This is a genomic window from Rhizobium sp. AG855 (assembly GCF_003610655.1).
Classification (GTDB): domain Bacteria; phylum Pseudomonadota; class Alphaproteobacteria; order Rhizobiales; family Rhizobiaceae; genus Allorhizobium; species Allorhizobium wuzhouense.
Window position 1 is genome coordinate 2,347,945 of sequence record NZ_RAQG01000003.1, and the last position, 18,124, is coordinate 2,366,068.

At 57.9% G+C, this 18,124-nt stretch carries 17 protein-coding genes; all 17 read left to right on the forward strand.

The genetic code is table 11. From position 1 onward, the window contains the following. The first annotated feature begins 61 nt into the window (after positions 1 to 61). The 17 genes from DFO46_RS11590 (at position 62) to DFO46_RS11665 (ending at position 18,122) form a co-directional block, all read left to right on the forward strand. Positions 62 to 1,972, forward strand: coding sequence for a nucleoside-diphosphate sugar epimerase/dehydratase (locus DFO46_RS11590; protein ID WP_245422552.1), 1,911 nt, complete (start codon positions 62 to 64; stop codon positions 1,970 to 1,972). A 3-nt stretch (positions 1,973 to 1,975) separates the two neighbouring features. Then, the gene (locus DFO46_RS11595) at positions 1,976 to 2,914 is read left to right on the forward strand and encodes an NAD-dependent epimerase/dehydratase family protein (RefSeq protein ID WP_120277383.1); all 939 of its coding nucleotides are present in this window, start codon (positions 1,976 to 1,978) and stop codon (positions 2,912 to 2,914) included. 6 nt (positions 2,915 to 2,920) lie between these two features. Beyond that, complete coding sequence (locus DFO46_RS11600) at positions 2,921 to 3,973, forward strand: hypothetical protein (RefSeq protein ID WP_120277384.1); 1,053 nt, start codon at positions 2,921 to 2,923, stop codon at positions 3,971 to 3,973. Further along, the gene (locus DFO46_RS11605) at positions 3,970 to 5,361 is read left to right on the forward strand and encodes a hypothetical protein (RefSeq protein ID WP_120277385.1); all 1,392 of its coding nucleotides are present in this window, start codon (positions 3,970 to 3,972) and stop codon (positions 5,359 to 5,361) included. Before DFO46_RS11600 ends, DFO46_RS11605 begins: the two co-directional genes overlap by 4 nt. A 16-nt stretch (positions 5,362 to 5,377) precedes the next feature. Beyond that, on the forward strand, positions 5,378 to 6,376 hold the full coding sequence (locus DFO46_RS11610; RefSeq protein WP_281039958.1) for an acyltransferase: 999 nt from the start codon (positions 5,378 to 5,380) through the stop codon (positions 6,374 to 6,376). Further along, positions 6,360 to 7,508 (forward strand): glycosyltransferase, encoded by a 1,149-nt coding sequence (locus DFO46_RS11615; protein WP_120277387.1) that lies wholly within the window; start codon positions 6,360 to 6,362, stop codon positions 7,506 to 7,508. The genes DFO46_RS11610 and DFO46_RS11615 overlap by 17 nt, the downstream gene beginning before the upstream one ends. Continuing rightward, positions 7,505 to 7,723, forward strand: a complete 219-nt coding sequence (locus tag DFO46_RS24270; RefSeq protein WP_281039946.1) for an SGNH hydrolase domain-containing protein — start codon at positions 7,505 to 7,507, stop codon at positions 7,721 to 7,723. The genes DFO46_RS11615 and DFO46_RS24270 overlap by 4 nt, the downstream gene beginning before the upstream one ends. Before the next feature lie 50 nt (positions 7,724 to 7,773). Next, positions 7,774 to 8,808: an N-acetylneuraminate synthase family protein gene (locus DFO46_RS11620; RefSeq protein WP_120277388.1), complete on the forward strand. Its 1,035-nt coding sequence runs from the start codon at positions 7,774 to 7,776 to the stop codon at positions 8,806 to 8,808. Further along, complete coding sequence (neuC, locus tag DFO46_RS11625; protein WP_120277389.1) at positions 8,801 to 9,955, forward strand: UDP-N-acetylglucosamine 2-epimerase; 1,155 nt, start codon at positions 8,801 to 8,803, stop codon at positions 9,953 to 9,955. The genes DFO46_RS11620 and neuC overlap by 8 nt, the downstream gene beginning before the upstream one ends. Next, positions 9,948 to 10,643: an acylneuraminate cytidylyltransferase family protein gene (locus DFO46_RS11630; protein WP_120277390.1), complete on the forward strand. Its 696-nt coding sequence runs from the start codon at positions 9,948 to 9,950 to the stop codon at positions 10,641 to 10,643. The genes neuC and DFO46_RS11630 overlap by 8 nt, the downstream gene beginning before the upstream one ends. Beyond that, positions 10,631 to 11,560, forward strand: coding sequence for a D-isomer specific 2-hydroxyacid dehydrogenase family protein (locus DFO46_RS11635; RefSeq protein ID WP_120277391.1), 930 nt, complete (start codon positions 10,631 to 10,633; stop codon positions 11,558 to 11,560). Before DFO46_RS11630 ends, DFO46_RS11635 begins: the two co-directional genes overlap by 13 nt. After that, complete coding sequence (locus DFO46_RS11640; RefSeq protein ID WP_147412757.1) at positions 11,547 to 12,782, forward strand: hypothetical protein; 1,236 nt, start codon at positions 11,547 to 11,549, stop codon at positions 12,780 to 12,782. Before DFO46_RS11635 ends, DFO46_RS11640 begins: the two co-directional genes overlap by 14 nt. Positions 12,783 to 12,800: 18 nt before the next feature. Further along, on the forward strand, positions 12,801 to 14,168 hold the full coding sequence (locus tag DFO46_RS11645) for a hypothetical protein (protein ID WP_120277393.1): 1,368 nt from the start codon (positions 12,801 to 12,803) through the stop codon (positions 14,166 to 14,168). Beyond that, positions 14,161 to 14,916 carry a hypothetical protein gene (locus tag DFO46_RS11650; RefSeq protein WP_120277394.1) on the forward strand — a complete coding sequence of 252 codons (756 nt, stop codon included), beginning with the start codon at positions 14,161 to 14,163 and terminating at the stop codon, positions 14,914 to 14,916. Before DFO46_RS11645 ends, DFO46_RS11650 begins: the two co-directional genes overlap by 8 nt. A gap of 3 nt (positions 14,917 to 14,919) precedes the next feature. Continuing rightward, a complete protein-coding gene (locus tag DFO46_RS11655) occupies positions 14,920 to 15,906 on the forward strand; it encodes a polysaccharide deacetylase family protein (RefSeq protein WP_120277395.1) in 987 nt (328 codons plus the stop codon). Beyond that, entirely contained in the window at positions 15,903 to 16,724 is an 822-nt protein-coding gene (locus tag DFO46_RS11660; RefSeq protein WP_120277396.1) for a formyltransferase family protein, read from the forward strand. The genes DFO46_RS11655 and DFO46_RS11660 overlap by 4 nt, the downstream gene beginning before the upstream one ends. A 111-nt stretch (positions 16,725 to 16,835) precedes the next feature. After that, the gene (locus tag DFO46_RS11665) at positions 16,836 to 18,122 is read left to right on the forward strand and encodes a nucleotide sugar dehydrogenase (RefSeq protein ID WP_210210626.1); all 1,287 of its coding nucleotides are present in this window, start codon (positions 16,836 to 16,838) and stop codon (positions 18,120 to 18,122) included. Positions 18,123 to 18,124: the final 2 nt, after the last annotated feature.

The following is an 18,124-nucleotide window of genomic DNA, read 5'->3' on the forward strand; positions in this document are numbered from 1 at the left end:
CATCCTGCGAGGCGTGCGGGAGCGTATTATCCAAACGCCGAGGCGATGGAAGCGGGTTTTGATGATCCTGCTTGATTGCCTGTCGCTGTTTGTGGCCATTTGGGCGTCCTACGCCCTGCGCCTGTCAAACTGGTCGCCGGAAATCACGATTGAACGGGTGATTCTTGCCGGTTGTGCGGCTCTGGTCGCCATTCCGGTCTTCGTTAGACTGGGCCTCTACAGATCGGTGATCCGCTACCTGCCGGAAGCTGCCATCTGGACAATTCTCCAGGCAATGCTGATTGCCACGATGAATTGGGTCATCATCATCTTTCTGATGGAGATGGCAGGACAGGGAATCGTGCCAAGGTCTGTTCCCTTTCTCTATTTCGTTCTCGGCACCCTTCTGATCGGCACCACCCGCTTCGCGGCAAAATGGATCCTCAGTGCGGGAACCGGCATGCGGCGCGACGAGGAGCCCATCTTCATTTACGGGGCTGGGGCAAAGGCGGCACAATTGGCCCGCGCATTGCGCGGTCACGGCAATCGCTTTGTCATGGGCCTCATAGATGACGACCCGACAAACCATGGTCGCGATGTGGCCGGCTACCGCGTTTTCCCGCCCCGTGACCTGCCACGCCTCGTCGAACGGTATGGCATCCGTGAAATCGTCCTGTCCATGTCCTCCATTGCCCCTGAGGAGCGCCAGGCGGTCATTGCACGCGTAACCGAACTCGGCATCAAGGTGCGCAGCGTCCCCGACATGTCCGACCTCGTCGACGGCAGGTATATCGTAAATCAAATCAAAGAGATCGAGATAGACGAGCTGCTCGGCCGCTCCTTCGTTCCGCCGGACAAGAACCTGTTGGCCAGTGCGCTGACCGGCAAGACGGTGATGGTCACCGGTGCCGGTGGGTCGATCGGCTCGGAGCTGTGTCGCCTGATCGCGACTTGGAAGCCGGCGAAACTTGTCCTCTTCGAGTCGAGTGAATATGCGCTCTACCGCATCGAACAGGAGTTGACGGTCGGGGGCGGTCCTCAGATCGTCCCGATCCTGGGCTCTGTCACCGACCAGGGGCTCGTTCGAAGGACAATCCGCACCCATCGGATCGAGGTGCTGTATCACGCCGCAGCCCACAAGCATGTCCCCTTGGTCGAGGCCAACGTCCTGGAAGGCATTCGGAACAACGTATTCGGCACGATGATCCTTGCCCAGACGGCCGCCGATGAAAACGTCTCCAGCTTCGTGCTCATTTCGTCCGACAAGGCCGTACGCCCGACCAATGTGATGGGCGCGACAAAGCGTTGGGCCGAACTGATCGTTCGGCAACTGGCACTCACGGCGCGTACGCAATCACGCCGACAGACCTTTTGCGCCGTTCGTTTCGGAAATGTCATCGGCTCCAATGGTTCCGTAGTCCCCCTCTTCAAGGAACAGATCGCCAAAGGAGGGCCGGTCACGGTGACAGACCCGGACATGACGCGCTATTTCATGTCCATTCCCGAGGCGGCGGAGTTGATCGTCCAGGCTGGCGCACTCTCAGAAGGTGGGGACGTGTTTCTGCTCGACATGGGCGAGCCCGTGCGGATCGGAAATCTGGCCGAGAACATGATTCGCCTTGCGGGATTCAAAGTCAGGAATGCCGACAACCCCAATTCCGGAATTGCCATTGACGTGATCGGCAAGAGACCGGGGGAAAAACCGTTCGAAGAACTGTTCTACAACCGTGCGCATGCGAAACCCACTGTTCATCCGAAGATCATGCGCGCCGACGGCTCAGCGATAGGTCAGACCGACCTGACGGGTGCTCTTGCAGCCTTGAAGGACGCCATGGAGCGGGAGGATGATCGCAGCGCGAGGACTGTCCTGTTCGACCTCATCGCCGACGACGGCGAACAGGTCACGGAAGGGGGAGAGGCTGGCTCACCAGACATCGCTCAAGAAGACCGTGATCTTTCGGCCCCATCAGCGCAACCGCCGCAAGAGAGCTGACGAATGTTGCTGATCACCGGCGCAAATGGTTTCATCGGGGCACATCTGACAAGCAGGCTCGCCAGACAGAGCCTGCCATTCAGGCTCGCCTCCCGATCCACTGCACCGGGCGTGGTTGCCGTGGGCGACATCAACGCTGCCACCGACTGGTCCACAGCTGTGGCCGGCGTATCGACTGTGGTTCATTTGGCGGGCATCGCGCACCAGCTTTCCCGCCGGCCCGACCTTGAAGAATTCCGCAGCGTCAATGTCGCGGGCTCATTGAACCTTGCCCGACAAGCGGCACTTGCTGGCGCAAAACGCTTCGTCTTCATGAGCTCGATCGGCGTTCTGGGCCAGACGACAATCTCCGGGCAACAATTGTCGGATCAGTCTCGGGCGGCACCGGTCACACCCTATGCGGTATCCAAACACGAAGCCGAAGTGGCCCTTCAGAGGCTATGCCAAGAGCTCGAACTGGAACTTGTCATTATCCGTCCTCCACTCGTTTACGGACGGAACGCAAAAGGAAATTTCGCCAGGCTGGTCAATCTCGTGTCGTCCGGCTATCCGCTGCCCCTGCGCTCGATCGACAACCGGCGCAGCATGGTCTCTGTCGAAAGCCTTGCAGACGCGATCATCGCCTGCGCCTCGAAGCCGGAAGCGGCAAACGAGACATTCGTCGTTGCAGACAGGCAATCCGTTTCGACGCCGGATGTCGTGCGAGCAATCGCAAAGGGACTTGGGACGGATCCTCGTCTCCTCCCCTTCCCGCCCGGCATCCTTGCAACAGCACTTCGGGTCGCAGGCCGGTCGACCATGGCTGAGGGCCTCCTGTCTTCATTGGAAGTGGACAGTTCAAGAATTGCCAAGCAGTTGGATTGGACTCCCGAACAGAACACGCTAGAGGCCATAGAAGCACAACTTACAACCACAACGACACTTCACGCGGTGGCAGGGTAGATCACGATGAACGAGCAACCCGCCAACCACAAGCCGAAGCGCTTCTTTCTGCTGGCCGTGGGGGACGAGAAGCGTGCCAGTTCCCGGTTGCGGATCTGGGACCACAGGGACTGGTTTGCCACTCAGGGCGAGGTCGCGACGGATTACGTGGTGCCACAGAACATGGGCGGCGGCCGTCTTCTGCTCAGGATTTTGAAACGCTATCCGTCCTGGATCTCCAATGTCCTGCGCGCCGACGTCATAGTCGTCCAGGAGACACTGGCAATCGCCCCGCTCTTGCTGATCAGGGCCATCTTCAAGCGCAAGCTGATGATTTTCGATTTTTCCGATCCGGTTGATCGGCACGGTCGAGGGCTCAAAGGGTACCTGAGAAAACTGGGGTTCCATATCATGGTTCGCCGCTCCGACCATGTGATGGTCGAAAACCGCCGATATCTCTCAGATCCCGTCCTGCAGGACACATCGCGGTCCTGTTTCTACGGCCCCGTAGACGCGACCCGATTGAAGGCCGGGCGCAAGACCAACGAACAGCGCCACCCTCTGCGGATCGGCTGGACCGGCAGCCCTTCGACGCTCCATTTCCTGAAACCCATCTTTCCGGCGCTTGATCGTCTGGCGGCTCACCATGACATCGAACTCGCCCTGATGGGGTGCAACGATGTCCCCTACGATTTTCAAAGACTGAAGATCAAGACGTTCCAATGGAGCCAGGCTGGCGAGTTCGATTTCCTGCCGACCATCGACCTCGGGCTCTTCGCTCTGGAGCACACAGACGACGGAGCAAGACGCGGCGCCGGAAAGCTGTTCCTGTATCTGGCGGCCGGGATCCCCTTTGCCGCCAGCGAATGGGGAATTGCCGCTGATGTGATGGGCGAATGCGGCGCCGGCTTTCCTGTGGCATCATCGGACAAATGGGAAAGTGTACTCTCGCAGGCGATCACGTCGGAGGAGTTGCGTGACCAGTTCTCGGCAAAAGGCCAGAACTACGCGGAAAACAACATCTCATATGAAGTATACAGAAGTCATCTCTGTGAGATTATGAGAGAAAAAACGAAATGATGTCGATTTTTTCAATAATCATCCTGCTCGGCGCAAGTGTCGCACTCATGCGACCGACATCTTCCGGCTTTCTAAACCCGGCGCTCGTCATGTTGATCGCTTGGCTGCCCGCTCTTGCACTGACGATGACCCCGGTCACTGCCGCGCTCAGCATCTACGCGTACTTAAGCGACCCGCCAACCAACTATACGCTGGCATTGCTGTCTCTGGCGCTGTTCTGCGTGGCGGTTGGTGCATACACCGTCAACAAGGTCGATCTGCCGAAGACGCTGCAAAATCTGAAACCTTTCGCGACCAAAGGGGATTTTGTGATTCCCGCAGCATATGCGATTGGCCTCTCGACATTCCTGTACGCGTACTGGAATTCCGGCTTGCTTTCGGCATTTTGCGGCACCCCGACCGATGTCGCGGCGGCTCAACAACAATTGCATATTCGCCATGTCAGCCTGCTTGTCGCACTAATGGACTTGTCGGCCATTGCCATTGCAGCACGCATGTTCCAGACCGGAAAGACATGGCTTATATTTCCGGCCGTATTTCCGATCTTCTTATACTTGCTTACGCTGCAAAAATCTCGCGTCCTCTTTCTCATTCTCTGCCTCATGTTCGTCGCGATCATCTTCCAGAAAGAATCGCGGCAGATGTTCCTCTCCAGCGTTCAGCGCGCACTCAGCTTCGCAGCCATAGGCATCGTGTTGGTTCTCGCGATGTACGCGACCAACGTCGTCCGCGGCGTTGGCGTCTTGGATCCCAATAGTGCAGGCACAATATGCAAGGGACCGCTCGCCGGGATCATTGTCCGATCTCCTACCGGCATGGTCCCCGGATATCCAGGCCCGTTCCCATCGCTGCCGCCAGGTGGATCCTTCTTTGTAACCGAAAGCCGGACAATGGAGCAGGTGTTCATCTATGTGGGGGCTCCCGCAATTCGAAACTTTGCGGCTACCATTCACGGCGTGGTTTCATCCGATGCTCCGACGTACGGACGCATTGCGCTGCGGACCTTCCTTTGGCCCTTCGTCGACCGCGCAACCCTCAATCCTTCCCGCCACCTGGGTGGCATCAACAACGGGACTGCCCTGATCTTTTATTGGCATGATTTCGGCCTGTCCGGCATTGTTCTGTTTTCCGCACTTGCCGGCATGTTGGCTCAGGTCGCGTTCCGTCTCGCCCAAAGGCGCTCGCTTCTGGGCATCCTTCTTGGGGCCATAGCATTCAATGCCTGCGTGATGTCGGTATTCACGGACATGTTTTTCGAGCCTCTGACGCTGGTGCAGATTTTCCTCTCGTTGGTTCTGCATTTCCTGTCCGTGGCACAGACGCGCCTCTCAGGCTCCCCGCGCTGGCTGGCAAAGAAGGAACGGTCCTCTGCAAAAGCAATTCAATAATCTCGCGGAACTGCGCCTGGCTTTCGCCTTCTTCGTGGTGATTTCCCACACGGTCCAGCTGGCCGGCATTGATGATCTCTACGTCTTGCGCGTCATCTTTTCCTCGGACACCGCCGTGCAGGCCTTCTTCATCATCAGCGGGTTTCTGACCATCAACAGCTTCGAGAGTTCCGGCAGGAAGGTCGGGGACTTCTATCTTCGCCGCTTTCTCAGGATCATGCCTGCATATGTCGCAGCAGTCTTGATATTCTGCGCGCTGGGCGTGGGGCAAGCGCTCAGCTATGGTCGCCATGTGGAGCTCGCGGGTATCTTCCGTTATCTCGTGGCCAACCTTTCTCTGCTGAATTTTCTGCAACCCACCATCGACGGCGTATTTTCTGGCAATCCCTACCCCGAAATCAACGGAGCGCTGTGGACCATCAAGGTCGAAGTGGGGTTTTACGCCCTTGTACCATTGCTGTGTATGATTGGCAGCCGCGCGTCATTCCTTTCCGTTGCAATCGTGTTGATCGCGATCGGCATTCTGTGGCCGTCGGGTCTGAAATTCGCGGCGGACGCCGGCTTCCACCTGCATCCGTCCCTCGGCCATCAGCTCCCTGGTCAGTTCGCCTATTTTGGTTTGGGCGCACTTTTTTACTGGGTCTCGCGAGCCGATCAGCGCACGCCCCTCGCAGCTGCGATAGTTGTCGCGACGGCACTTGCCTGTGCCGGCCTTGGGGAGTTCCGCATGGCGACCCAGGTCGTCGTCTTGAGTACGCTGATCTATTGGGTGATCCATCTCCCGCAAATCATGCCCGGCAAACGTCCTGACCTTTCCTATGGCATTTACCTGTGCCACTTCCCCATCATTCAACTCCTCATCAACTGGCGGGGCTGGAGCGGAGGGGAAGAGTATCTGCTACTGCTACTCGTGCCGGCGGCTGCAATTGCCTATGCCATGGCGAGCTGGCGCGTTGTTGAAGTGCCGAGCATGAATTTTGGAAAGCGGATGACAGCGAATGAAACTCGGAATTGACCTCCACAACATTCGTGATGGTGGCGGGGTGAATTACATGACCAACCTGTGTGCAGCTTTCGACCCGCAGCGGCACGGCTTCTCGCGGCTGGTGCTCTTCGGTGCTGCAGACACTTTGGAAAAAATGGCCGGCGACAATCCTTTCATCGAAAAGGTCGTTTTGCCGCAATTATCGAAGGGTTTTGCGCACCGAATGCGATTTCTGCTGTTCCAACTGGACGGTGAATTGCGCCGGAATGACTGTGACATGCTCTATTCCCCTGGCGGCTTGTATTTCGGAAGATTTCGCCCGTTCGGTTCGATAAGCCGCAATATGATGCCGTTTCAAACTGAACAATGGAGCGGCTACCGACGGCTGCGTGATCTCATTCGCCTGAGGATCCTGCGTTGGGCCAACTCGCAGACGTTTCGCCGAACGGACGCGATGATCTTTCTGACCCGAATTGCGAAAGATGCAGTTTCCGAGATTGCAAAGCTGTCCTGTGGCCGGAGCCGCATTATCCCGCACGGGGTAAACAGGAAAGTCTTTGTCCCCGGCGAGCAGATGGACGGGCGATCGCCATCGCCGGACCAGCCGATACACATCGTGTACCCCAGCAGGCTCGAACCCTACAAACACCAACTCGAGGCAATGGAAGCGGTTGCAGCCGTCCGGGCGCGCTACCCCCATATAAGGCTGTCGATGTGCGGCCCGGCAAATCCGGAATATGCGTCTCGTGTCGAAGAACGTCGCCTCGCATTGGATCCGGGCGGCAACTTTTTGCACTATGTAGGCGCGCTGAATACGGGCGAGCTCGTCGCTCTCTATCGCAAGTCGGATTTGCTGCTTTTTGCGTCGTCCTGTGAAAACCTGCCCAATACCTTGATCGAGGCCATGGCAGCGCAGATACCTGTGATCAGTTCCAACTGCGAGCCCATGCCTTCTGTCGGGCTGGACGGTTGCCTGTACGTCGATCCAAAGAATCCGCAATCGATCGCCGAGGGTATTCGCCATGCCTTAGACGAATGGTCTGCGACCCTTTCACGGCGGGATCGCGCAGCGGAACTCGCCAACTCGTACTCATGGGAAAAGTGCGCCGACGAAACCTTTGGGTACTTGTACGACGTTGCCAGTTCCTGCCGCCGAAAATGAAGACCAACCCGCCAAGCCGAGCAGGTGGAACAGCAGGCAATGAATCCGGATATATATTCGACCCCATGTCCGCTCTATGTGATCCAGATCGCTGCTTTGCCATGGCTGATGGCAAGCTGCTCTATCGTGATGACAACCATCTCAGCACGGAAGGCTCGCTCTTCCTCGCAGACCACTACAATTTTCTGTCCGTCATGGACGCAGGTAGACGTTAGCTAGGCTATTTGTTAAGCGCTGGCGCCTCGACTGTTTTGGAAAGGTCCTCATGAAAATCGGAAACCGGCATATCGGGCCTGAGCATCGGCCTTTTATCATCGCTGAAATTGCACAGGGGCACGATGGGAGCCTCGGCAATGCCATGGCATTCATTGAGGCGGCCAAAGCTTGCGGTGCGGATGCGATCAAGTTCCAGACGCATATCGCGAGCGAGGAAAGCACCCGTACGGAACCATGGCGTGTGCCGTTTTCCAAGCAGGACGTGACGAGATACGGTTATTGGGAGAGAACCGGCTTTTCGCTGGAGCAATGGAGGCTGCTGAAAAAACATGCGGACGATGTCGGCATCGTCTTCATGAGTTCGCCGTTTTCGATCCTGGCGTGCCAGTGGTTACAGGAGCTCGGCGTGCCCGCCTGGAAGCTGGCATCCGGCGAGGTCCACAACAAAGAACTCGTTGACTGGGTCAGCGCTACCGACAAACCCATCATCCTTTCAAGCGGCCTGAGTTCCGTCGACGAGACACTGACCTTGGCTTTGGAGCTGAAGCGTCGCGGCAACGAGATCGCGGTGCTGCATTGCACCACCAGCTACCCCACCCCTCCTTCGGAAGTGGGATTGAACGTGATGTCGCATTTCCTCAGCGAACTCGACGTACCCGTTGGACTGTCCGATCATTCGGGCTCGAGCTATCCCGGCACTGTGGCGGCATATCTCGGCGCGTCGATCATCGAGGTTCATCTCGCTTGGCACGAGAAAATGTTCGGCCCGGACACATCGTCGTCTCTGACACCAGAGGGACTGAAAGCACTCCGAAACGGGGTGGACTTCGCCTATCAAATGCGCGTCGGCAACGTGGACAAGGACGAACAATTGCAAAGGCTCGCGAAGGAGCGTTCGATCTTCCGGCGCAGTATCGTCGCAAGCCAAGCAATCTCCGCAGGCACGTTGATCGAGGAGCATCACCTCAGCTACAAGAAACCCGGCGGTGGAATGTCGTTTGAACAGCGCAATCAATTGATTGGCAAGCGTACCCGCTCTTCGGTCGAACCGGACCACATTTTCAAGGTGGAAGACGTTGAGTAAGAAGATTTGCGTGGCGGTCACCGCGCGCCCCAGTTATTCGCGTATCCGTTCCGCGCTGACCGCGCTGAAGGCCCGGCCGGAGATCGATCTCACGGTGCTTTGTTCCGGATCCGCCCTGCTCAGTCGTTTCGGCCGGGTGGCGGATCTGATCAGGGCTGACGGGTTCACGGTCGCCGACGAACTCTACACGGTCGTTGAAGGCAACGAGCCAATCAACATGGCTCTCACGTTGTCCAATACGATAGAACTGTCAGCAAGCGCATTCAGGCACCTCGCTCCCGACGTGGTCGTCACCATTGCGGATCGCTATGAGACTCTCGGAACAGCGGCTGCAGCAGCCTATCTGGGCATCCCGCTCGTTCATGTGCAAGGTGGCGAGGTTACAGGCAACATCGACGAGAAAGTCCGACACTCCGTCACCAAACTGTCTGATTTTCACCTCGTGGCGACCGAGAGTGCAAGAAACCGACTGATCCGCATGGGCGAGCACCCCGATACGGTGGTCGTCACGGGCTGCCCTTCCATCGACATCGCCCGAGAAGCGATTGAGACGCCGTTTGAAGACGTCCAGGCCGACATCGACAGTCTGGGTGTTGGCGCTCGTCTTGACCTGCATGAGGACTACATCGTCGTTATGCTGCACCCCGAGACGGAGAGCTACGGCAACAGTTTTGCCCGAACAATGGCGACACTCGATGCCATTGCCTCGATCAAAATGCCGACGATCATGTTCTGGCCGAATCCGGATGCCGGCTCCGACAGCGTATCGAAGGGCATACGTGTCTTCCGTGAGACGCATCGCGATCTGGAAGTGAACTATCAGAAAAACCTGGAAGGGCATCGCTTCCTTCGGCTTCTGAAGAATGCCCGCTGCATGATCGGCAACTCCAGTGTGGGCGTGAGAGAATGCGCCTATCTCGGGACGCCGGTCGTCAATATTGGCGACAGGCAACATGGCCGTGATCGCGCAGCGAATGTCATTGATGTGCCATGGGACAAGACTGCCATCGAAGGCGCCATTCGCCATCAGGTGGCTCATGGTCCCTACGCGTCATCCGATCTCTATGGCCACGGACATGCAGGTGTTCGTATCGCTGACGCACTGATGCGCGATCTCCGACCGGAGGCAAAGAGATTCTATGACTGAAGTACTGGCGCTCATTCCAGCGAGAGCAGGGTCAAAAGGCGTACCCGGAAAGAACCTTCGCAAAGTGGCGGGACTGTCGCTCATCGAATATGCGATCAAGGCTGCCCAAGCTGCCGAAAATCTCACGACGATTGCCGTGACGAGTGACGACGCCGTTGCTCTGGCGGAGGCGACGCGTCATGGAATTCTGGCTCTGAAGCGCTCCGAAGGGATCTCCGAAGACGCAAGCCCGGTGACGCTCGCCGTGCAGCAGGCGCTGGAACAGGCTGAGCAGATCACGGGAAAGCACTATGACATCGTCGTGCTGCTCCAGCCGACGGCTCCCTTGCGGACGGGGGCTGACATCGAGGCAGCGCTTGCGCTCTACGAGAAACACGGGAAAGCCGTTTGCAGCGTCAGTCGTTGCGACGACAATCACCCGGCTCGAATGTACCGGATCGAGGACGACCAGAGCCTGTCACCGCTTCTGCCGGACATCGCAGTCCTGCGTCGGCAAGACCTTCCGCCCGTCTATCTGCGAAACGGTGCGCTTTATGTCTTCGGACGCGCTGACGCGGTCAACGGGACGATCATCAAGGATGACATGACGGCCTATGTGATGCCCAACTCTACGGCGATCAACATCGACAACGAGTTGGACTTGCTGGTGCTCGAGGCATTCATGGCGCGAAACACATGGACATTTTAATCAACGAGCCGGAAGATTTTCCGCAGTCGGCGATCGCGCTTCTGGAGGACCTCGGGCGGATCTACAGATCCGACCTATCCTATCCAAAGGAGACGATTGCAGCCGTTTTCGTACGGCTGCGCGAGCGGATTGGAGAGGCGTTTCTGGCAGAGCATCCATCGCTTCGCTATGTCATCAGCCCCACCACGGGCCTGAACCATCTGGACATTGACCTTCTGGAAAGCGCGGGGGTGACCGTGCTTAGCCTTAAAGGGAAAACGGAGTTCCTGGACAACATCCATGCAACCAGCGAACTCACGCTCGCAATCACCCTCGGGCTGCTGCGTAATCTTCGTGACGCAGCAAACAGTGTGCTTGCCGGCGAATGGAACCGGAAGCCCTATCAGGGCAGCGAGATTTTCGGCAAAACTGTGCTGATTGTCGGCTATGGTCGCTTGGGACGACAGGCCCATCGGCTTTTTGAGGCGTTCGGCGCCAAAGTGATTGCAGCCGAGGTGGTTGCGGGAAAAGCGCCTTCAGCCATCTCGGTTTCCCTGCCGGACGGCCTTGCACAGGCAGACATCGTGTCCTTGCATGTCAATCTCGATGACAATACAGAAGGATTCTTCGGCAGATCTTGCATCGAAGCGATGAAACCGGGCGCCGTCCTGATCAATACGGCCCGCGGTGAACTGATCGACCAGGCAGCGCTGTTCGACAAGCTCATTGACGGACACATCGCGGGTGCCGCCCTCGACGTTCTCTGGAACGAGCCACAGCCGATCAGCGAAGATGTGGCTGCGGTCATGCGTTCGCTTGGATCAAGACTGCTGGTGACCCCCCATATCGGCGGACTGACCTGGGAATCGCTGTCTGCAGTCGAGGAGTACATGGCTCGCGGATTTGTCGACCATGTGGCTGCCAATGGCACGTCTTGAGTTCATCTTTGCACTGGGAGGTTTCGCCGCCTCAAGCGCGTTCTGGGTCCTTGCGGCCTTCATCGTCGTGCCGACGGAATTTGGCGATATCGCCAAATTGCAGGCTGCGATAACGCTTGTCGTTGCGTCCCTGACGTTGCGGACTTATGACCTGAGCTTCTTCTTGCTTCGGCAGCACGGGCAATCCCAGGCAGCGGCCTTCAGGCAGGCTTTCTCCATCGAACTCACCCTGCTGGTTCTCTCCTCCGTCTTGGTGGGTGCCGGCCTTGTGGTCATGCAGTCATATCTTCAAAACGTGACCGCAGGCATCAACGGCTGGACCTGTGCTGCTCTCGGAGTGGTGGCGTCGTTACCGATCCTGCAAGGTTCGACCCAAGCCTTGTTGCGCCAAAAGAACCGGGACTTCCTCGTTGCAACGACGGACCTCGCCGGTGGCATCGCCTTTGGCATCGCGACGATCATCGTGATCCTCATTCCGAACCGGACCGACATCATCATCATCTGCTGGCTCGCCGGTAGCGCAGTCCGACCGATCGCGCTCACTGTCCTCTCGCTCCTTCACCTGAAAGCCCCCGGGACCGATGAGCATGCGAGCGATGCCGCGATGCCGCGATGGCCGATCGTCGCGAAATTCCTGGCGCTCGGGCAGCTGACAAATGTAGTGAAGAACAATGGCCCGAGCATTGAACTCATGGTTCTCAGCAGTTTCGTGGGTTCTGCCGGCGTCGCCGTCTTCCGCGTGGCACGGTCCTTCCTTCAGCTCTCCGTCGTTCTGATCAACATCGTGTATCAGCGTGCCTTCCGGGGTCTCGCGAAGCTCGGCGCGGACGACGACAGAAAACCGTTGATGAAGAAGATAAACCAGAACTCCCTGCTGGCATGGCTGGCGAGCCTACCCCTCGTTGCCGTTTGCAGCGCTGCATTCGTGTACCTGAACCCACACCCGGGTTACGATGAACTCTGGACGGCACTGCCGCTCCTTGCTCTCGCGACCCTTCCCACAGCCTTGCAGCAGGGACAGTTTGCTGATCTTGCAATTTCCGGCCGCTATGTCGTCATCAACCTTTGCTATATGTCCGGTTTGGTCGTTTTGGCCTGCCTCTCCATCGCCACCGGCAGCGACCTGTCGATACAGCTTTTCGCCTTTTGGCTGTTCCTCGCAAATCTAACACGTTTGACCGTGATGGCCCTGTTGTTGCGTTATCACAGGCCACGAGCCTAGCATCCGGATCTGAAGCTCATGAAAAACATTGCCGTCGCCCTCCCCTATGCCGTGTCCATCCGTGATTTTGTCAACGGCGGGACTTTCGAGGCTCTGTCGTCCGGCGGGGAATTTCGGCTCACCATCTACACACTGAACCCGGACATCCCCGAACTTGAGGCCGTGCGCGCCAAAGGCTTTCAGATCCTTCCGTTTACGCCTTATGAGAACACGAGGCTGGAGGCTTTCTGCAAGCGCGTCTATCCGCAGTTCTTCTCAGACCAGATGGCCTATCTGCAACTGACCAATGCGGACAACGTGTTGCGTCGCCTCTTTGGCAATGGAATGAGCCTATTACGCCGGATGATGGGGCCGCGCCTCACGCTGAAGCTGGTCGGATCCGTCCTTGCCGCCCTCAACAGCAGACGCCACCTGCCCGACCAACTCACTGAGCCGGCCGACTTGTTCATAGGTACGCGCTCGCTGGTCAATTCCGTCGACTACGGCTTGGTTGCAGAAGCAAACAGGCGCGGAATTCCCATGCTGACCCTCGCTTCGAGTTGGGACAATTTCACCACAAAGGGCTACTTTCCGTTTCCCACCAAGGGCACTGTCGTCTGGAACGAGCAGATGCGCGAGGAATTGCTGGCACTCTTCGACGTGGAGCCCGACAAAATTGTGGTTGCCGGCTATCCACGGGCCCGCCTGCTGCAGGAACGGGTTCGGGACACAGATCCTGAAACCTATCTGAGTTCGATCGGTATCGACGGGTATAAGAGGTTTGTGCTCTACAGCGCGTCTTACGGTGAACTGACCCGTGCCCCCGGTCACCCCATTCCGCTTGAATACGAGGGTATCCTAAGTATCTGCGCGGCACTGGAACCGACATTGCCGGAAGACGTGTGCATACTGATCCGCCTGCACCCGTTCTCCAATGAGAAGGATCGAGCGCTCTTTGCCACCCTGCCAAGATGCCATGTCTTCGTGCCCGGCCGGGCGGACAAATATGTCGAGCGGGTTATGGGTATTGCCGATGAAGAACATCTGGCAACGCAACTGGCCCGTGCCGAGGCAATCGTCTCCTTGGCATCGACAGTCAGCATCGATGCGCTGTGCCTGCGCAAGGCGATCATCAATGTCGATTTCGACGTCGTGGAGGACGTTCCGCTCAAATGGAGTTCACGCCGCTTCTATCAGTTCAACCACTTTCGGGATCTGCTGCGGACAGCACGTCTGCCGCTGGCCAAGTCGATCGAAGAGGTGGTGCAATTCGTGCATGAATGCCTTGCGGGCAGACACGTCCGCGGCGTAGATATGCCCGCATTCGAACGCATGTATGTACCGCCGAACTCAGCGGACTACCCCCAGCATGTAAGGCAAGCAGTGAAGGCCATGACCAATGACTGAAGAAGGTTGGAACTACTTCCACAAGGATCGGCAGTACTCGGACGTCCACAAAGACCGTCTGGCACGGGGTGTCGAGATGGACTCGGCCAAAGCCATGGCCAGCTACATGAACAAATACTTCCGCGGCGCGCTGAACGTCCAGGACTACGGCGCGGGGCCAGGCCACTACTACCCTGTCCTGAAGCGCGGCTACAGCGGCGGCCCTGTTCGCTATCGCGGTATCGACATCGACGAAAGCAATGTCGTTTACGGCAACAAGCATTTCGAGGACGATCCCGCCATCACATTGGAACTGGGATCTGTTCTCGAACCGCAGATCGCGCCTGAAACGAATACGGTGATCTCAGCCAACACCCTCCCGCATGTCCCGAGCATCGAGCCTCTTTTGCGCGGGATCGCCGCAGCGCCCAATGTTCAATTTCTGATTTTCCGGATGCTGATCGGCAGCGAATGCGTACAGATCCGCAAGCATCTGCTTGAGGACGACTACTCGGGACTGTTCGAAGACAACTATCAGTTCAACAACATCTACACGCCACAGTATGTTCGGAATTTTCTCGGCCCCGACTGGAGCGTGGAGATCGAGGCTGATGTGGTCGATGCCGCGCGCTTGCAAGAGCACCGGATTCCGGAGCAGGACACCAACAGCTTCTACGGCAACCGCGTCTCCCGATCTGTCGACGGTATGGTCTTCAAGGGTGAAATCTATATGCCCTGGAAGTTCGTGGTGGGCGTCCGCAGGAGTTAAGGCATGCTTGCAGACAAGGCATCGGTCCATGCGGCTGGCGATCTGCTGTTCGTCAACTTTCACCATGTTTGCAACGATGCCGACCTGCCGTTTCCGCAGCTTCATCATGTGACGCCTGACCGTTTCGAGGCACAGATAGACGCGCTCGGTGCGATGTTCGATTTCCCCCCGATCGCGGCGGTGGAAAGCGCCCTCGACGCCGGCGTTGGTCTCGGTGGACCCAGTTGCGTGCTGACATTCGATGATGGCCTGGCCGATCATTACGCCACAGTGATGCCGATCCTCGACCGGAAAGGCATAAGCGGCATTTTTTCGGTGAACACGGCACCTTGGATCGACAGGCGCCTGCTGTCGGTCCATCGCGCTCATCTGCTGTCGGCGGCATTCTCCTATCTCGAACTCGCCGCCGAAATTGAAACGGCTGCAGAGGCTTCAGGTGTGTCGCATCGCGTTGCCGATGTCGCACCGGATCTCGCCCGCAGCCAGTATCGCTACGACGATATCGAAACTGCAAGGGTGAAGTACTATCTCAACGCCGTGATCCCGCAAGCCGCTCGGGATGTCGTGCTTGAACGCGTCTTTGCAAGCCGGCTCGGCGACGAAGCCGACCACGTGAACCGACATTACCTGCGCCCCGATCATGTAAGTGCGCTATCCGCAGCAGGGCATACCATCGGCCTGCATACGCATCGCCACCTGCATCTGGCATCGGCCGAAAGCCACGTTCGCACCGATGACCTCTGTCTTAACCGGGCTCTCCTGAACGAAGCCGCAGGACCGATCCGCTGGATCAGCTACCCTTATGGCGGCCCCACCAGCTACGATGCGTCGGTCGTGGCGCTGGCCGATGACCTGGGCTGCCGCTTTGGTCTTACAATGAAACGCGCGATCAATGTCCCGGGTGCGGATCGTATGCGCTTGTCCCGCGTCGACAACAACGACGTGGTGGGAGGCAAGAGACCCATGGATTGGGCGGAATTGAGAACATGAGCGAAACACAACGCTGGGCAATTGTCACCTCGGACCATGTAAGACATCGCTATTTCGCCAATGCGTTGTCAGCGCATCCTCTGGTCGAGGCATTGGTGGTCGAGCCGAAATCGCGCAATCCGGCGAACAACCACAACAACAGCGCGGATGCTCTTCTGCTCGCGGCCTACTTTGATCGCCGGGACATTTCGGAGAGAACCGTTCTTTCGGCCGGAGAAGCATGGAATTTTGCCCGCCCTCTTCGCAAGATCGACGCGCCCAAGGGCGGCATCAATGATCCCGACATCGTTGCAGAACTCGTCGCGGCCGGCATTGACCACTGCATCGTCTTCGGCTCATCGTGGCTGAAGGGCCCCTGGCTTGAGGCGTTTCCAGGCAGGTTGTTCAACCTTCACCTCGGCCTCTCACCTTACTACCGTGGCGTTGGCACCAATTTCTGGCCGCTGCACGACGGTTTGCCGGAATATGTCGGAGCCACGATTCATCTGCTTGACGAAGGAATCGATTCGGGACCGATCCTCTTTCAGGTCCGCCCCAATCCGTCACCGGACGACGACCCTCATTCCCTTGGAAACAAGACCATAGCCAAGGCGACGAAGGCATTGGCAGATCGGCTGCATCTGCTGCCGACAATGCCCCGCGCACCGCAAATGTCCGGTGAAAATGAACGGAACTTTCGCTCGAAGGACTTCGATGCCAATGCACTGCGTCATTTGATCGGCCAACTTGATGGGGGCATGATGGCTGAGTATGTACGTGACCTCCAGCGCCGCGCACTCTCGGTCCCGTTGGTGGCGGAGTATGAGCCTCTGGCCTGAAGTGGCCGTTTACCCTTGTCCAGGAAGGCTCATTATGCCATCAGAGGCTGCTTTTCTGGCACCGATAATCCCATTGGCTAGAATGCCGAATTGCCGTAACGGAGATGCGTTTTGATTGAGACAGTTGCCGTCTTGGGTCTAGGTTATGTCGGGCTGCCTTTGGCCCTGGAGTTCGGCAGAAAGCGCCGGACGATCGGCTTCGACATCTCGGAACGCAAAATCGCGAGCTATCGCCAGCATATCGACCCTACGGGTGAGATGGAAACCGAGCACATGCGCGCGGCGACCCATCTGACATATACGAGCAATCCTGCGGATCTGGCCCTCGCGGATGCTATCGTCATTGCCGTTCCGACGCCCGTCGATCAGGCGCATATTCCTGACTTCTCTGCGCTGATCTTCGCCTCGACCGCAGTGGGAAAGCACATGAAGCGCGGCGCGGTGGTGGTGTTTGAATCCACCGTTTACCCTGGCGCTACCGAAGAAATCTGCATTCCGGTTCTGGAGCGCGAGTCAGGCCTCGTCTGGAAGAAGGACTTCAACGTCGGCTACTCGCCCGAACGCGTCAATCCGGGTGACAAGGTCCACACCCTCCCGAACATTACCAAAGTTGTTTCCGGAGACACTCCGGAGACCTTGGACAAGGTGGCCGCGCTTTATGGCGAGATCATCACGGCGGGCGTTTACAGGGCATCGTCCATTCGCGTCGCAGAAGCGGCAAAGGTCATTGAAAACACCCAACGCGACCTCAACATTGCACTGATGAACGAGCTGGCGGTCATCTTCAACCGTCTGGAGATCGACACCCAAGAGGTGCTCGATGCCGCTGGGACCAAGTGGAATTTCCTGCCTTTCCGCCCGGGCCTCGTGGGCGGCCACTGCATTGGCGTCGACCCATACTACTTGACCCACAAAGCCGAGATGATCGGCTACCACCCGCAGGTCATCCTTGCGGGACGGCGGATCAACGACAACACTGCGGCCTATGTTGCAAGCCAAGTCATCAAGGGAATCATCCGCTCCGGACGGATGGTGGAAGGCGCACGGGTCATCGTGTTGGGCCTGACCTTCAAGGAAAACTGCTCGGATCTGCGGAACTCGAAAGTCGCCGACCTTATTGCCGAACTGCGTGATTTCGGTTGTACGCTGTACGTGCACGACCCCCTTGCCTCCGCCGAAGAGGCCAAGCACGAGTACGGTATCGAGCTCATTTCCTGGGACAGCTTGCCCGACGACGCCGACGCGGTCGTTCTGGCGGCCGCACACGCAGACTACCTGGACCGTCCGGTTCTGGAGCTCGCCTCCAAGCTGCGGCCCGGTGGGCTTTTCGCAGACATCAAGTCGGCAACCGATAAAAACGCGCTCGCGGAAGCGGGTTACAAAGTGTGGCGTCTTTGACA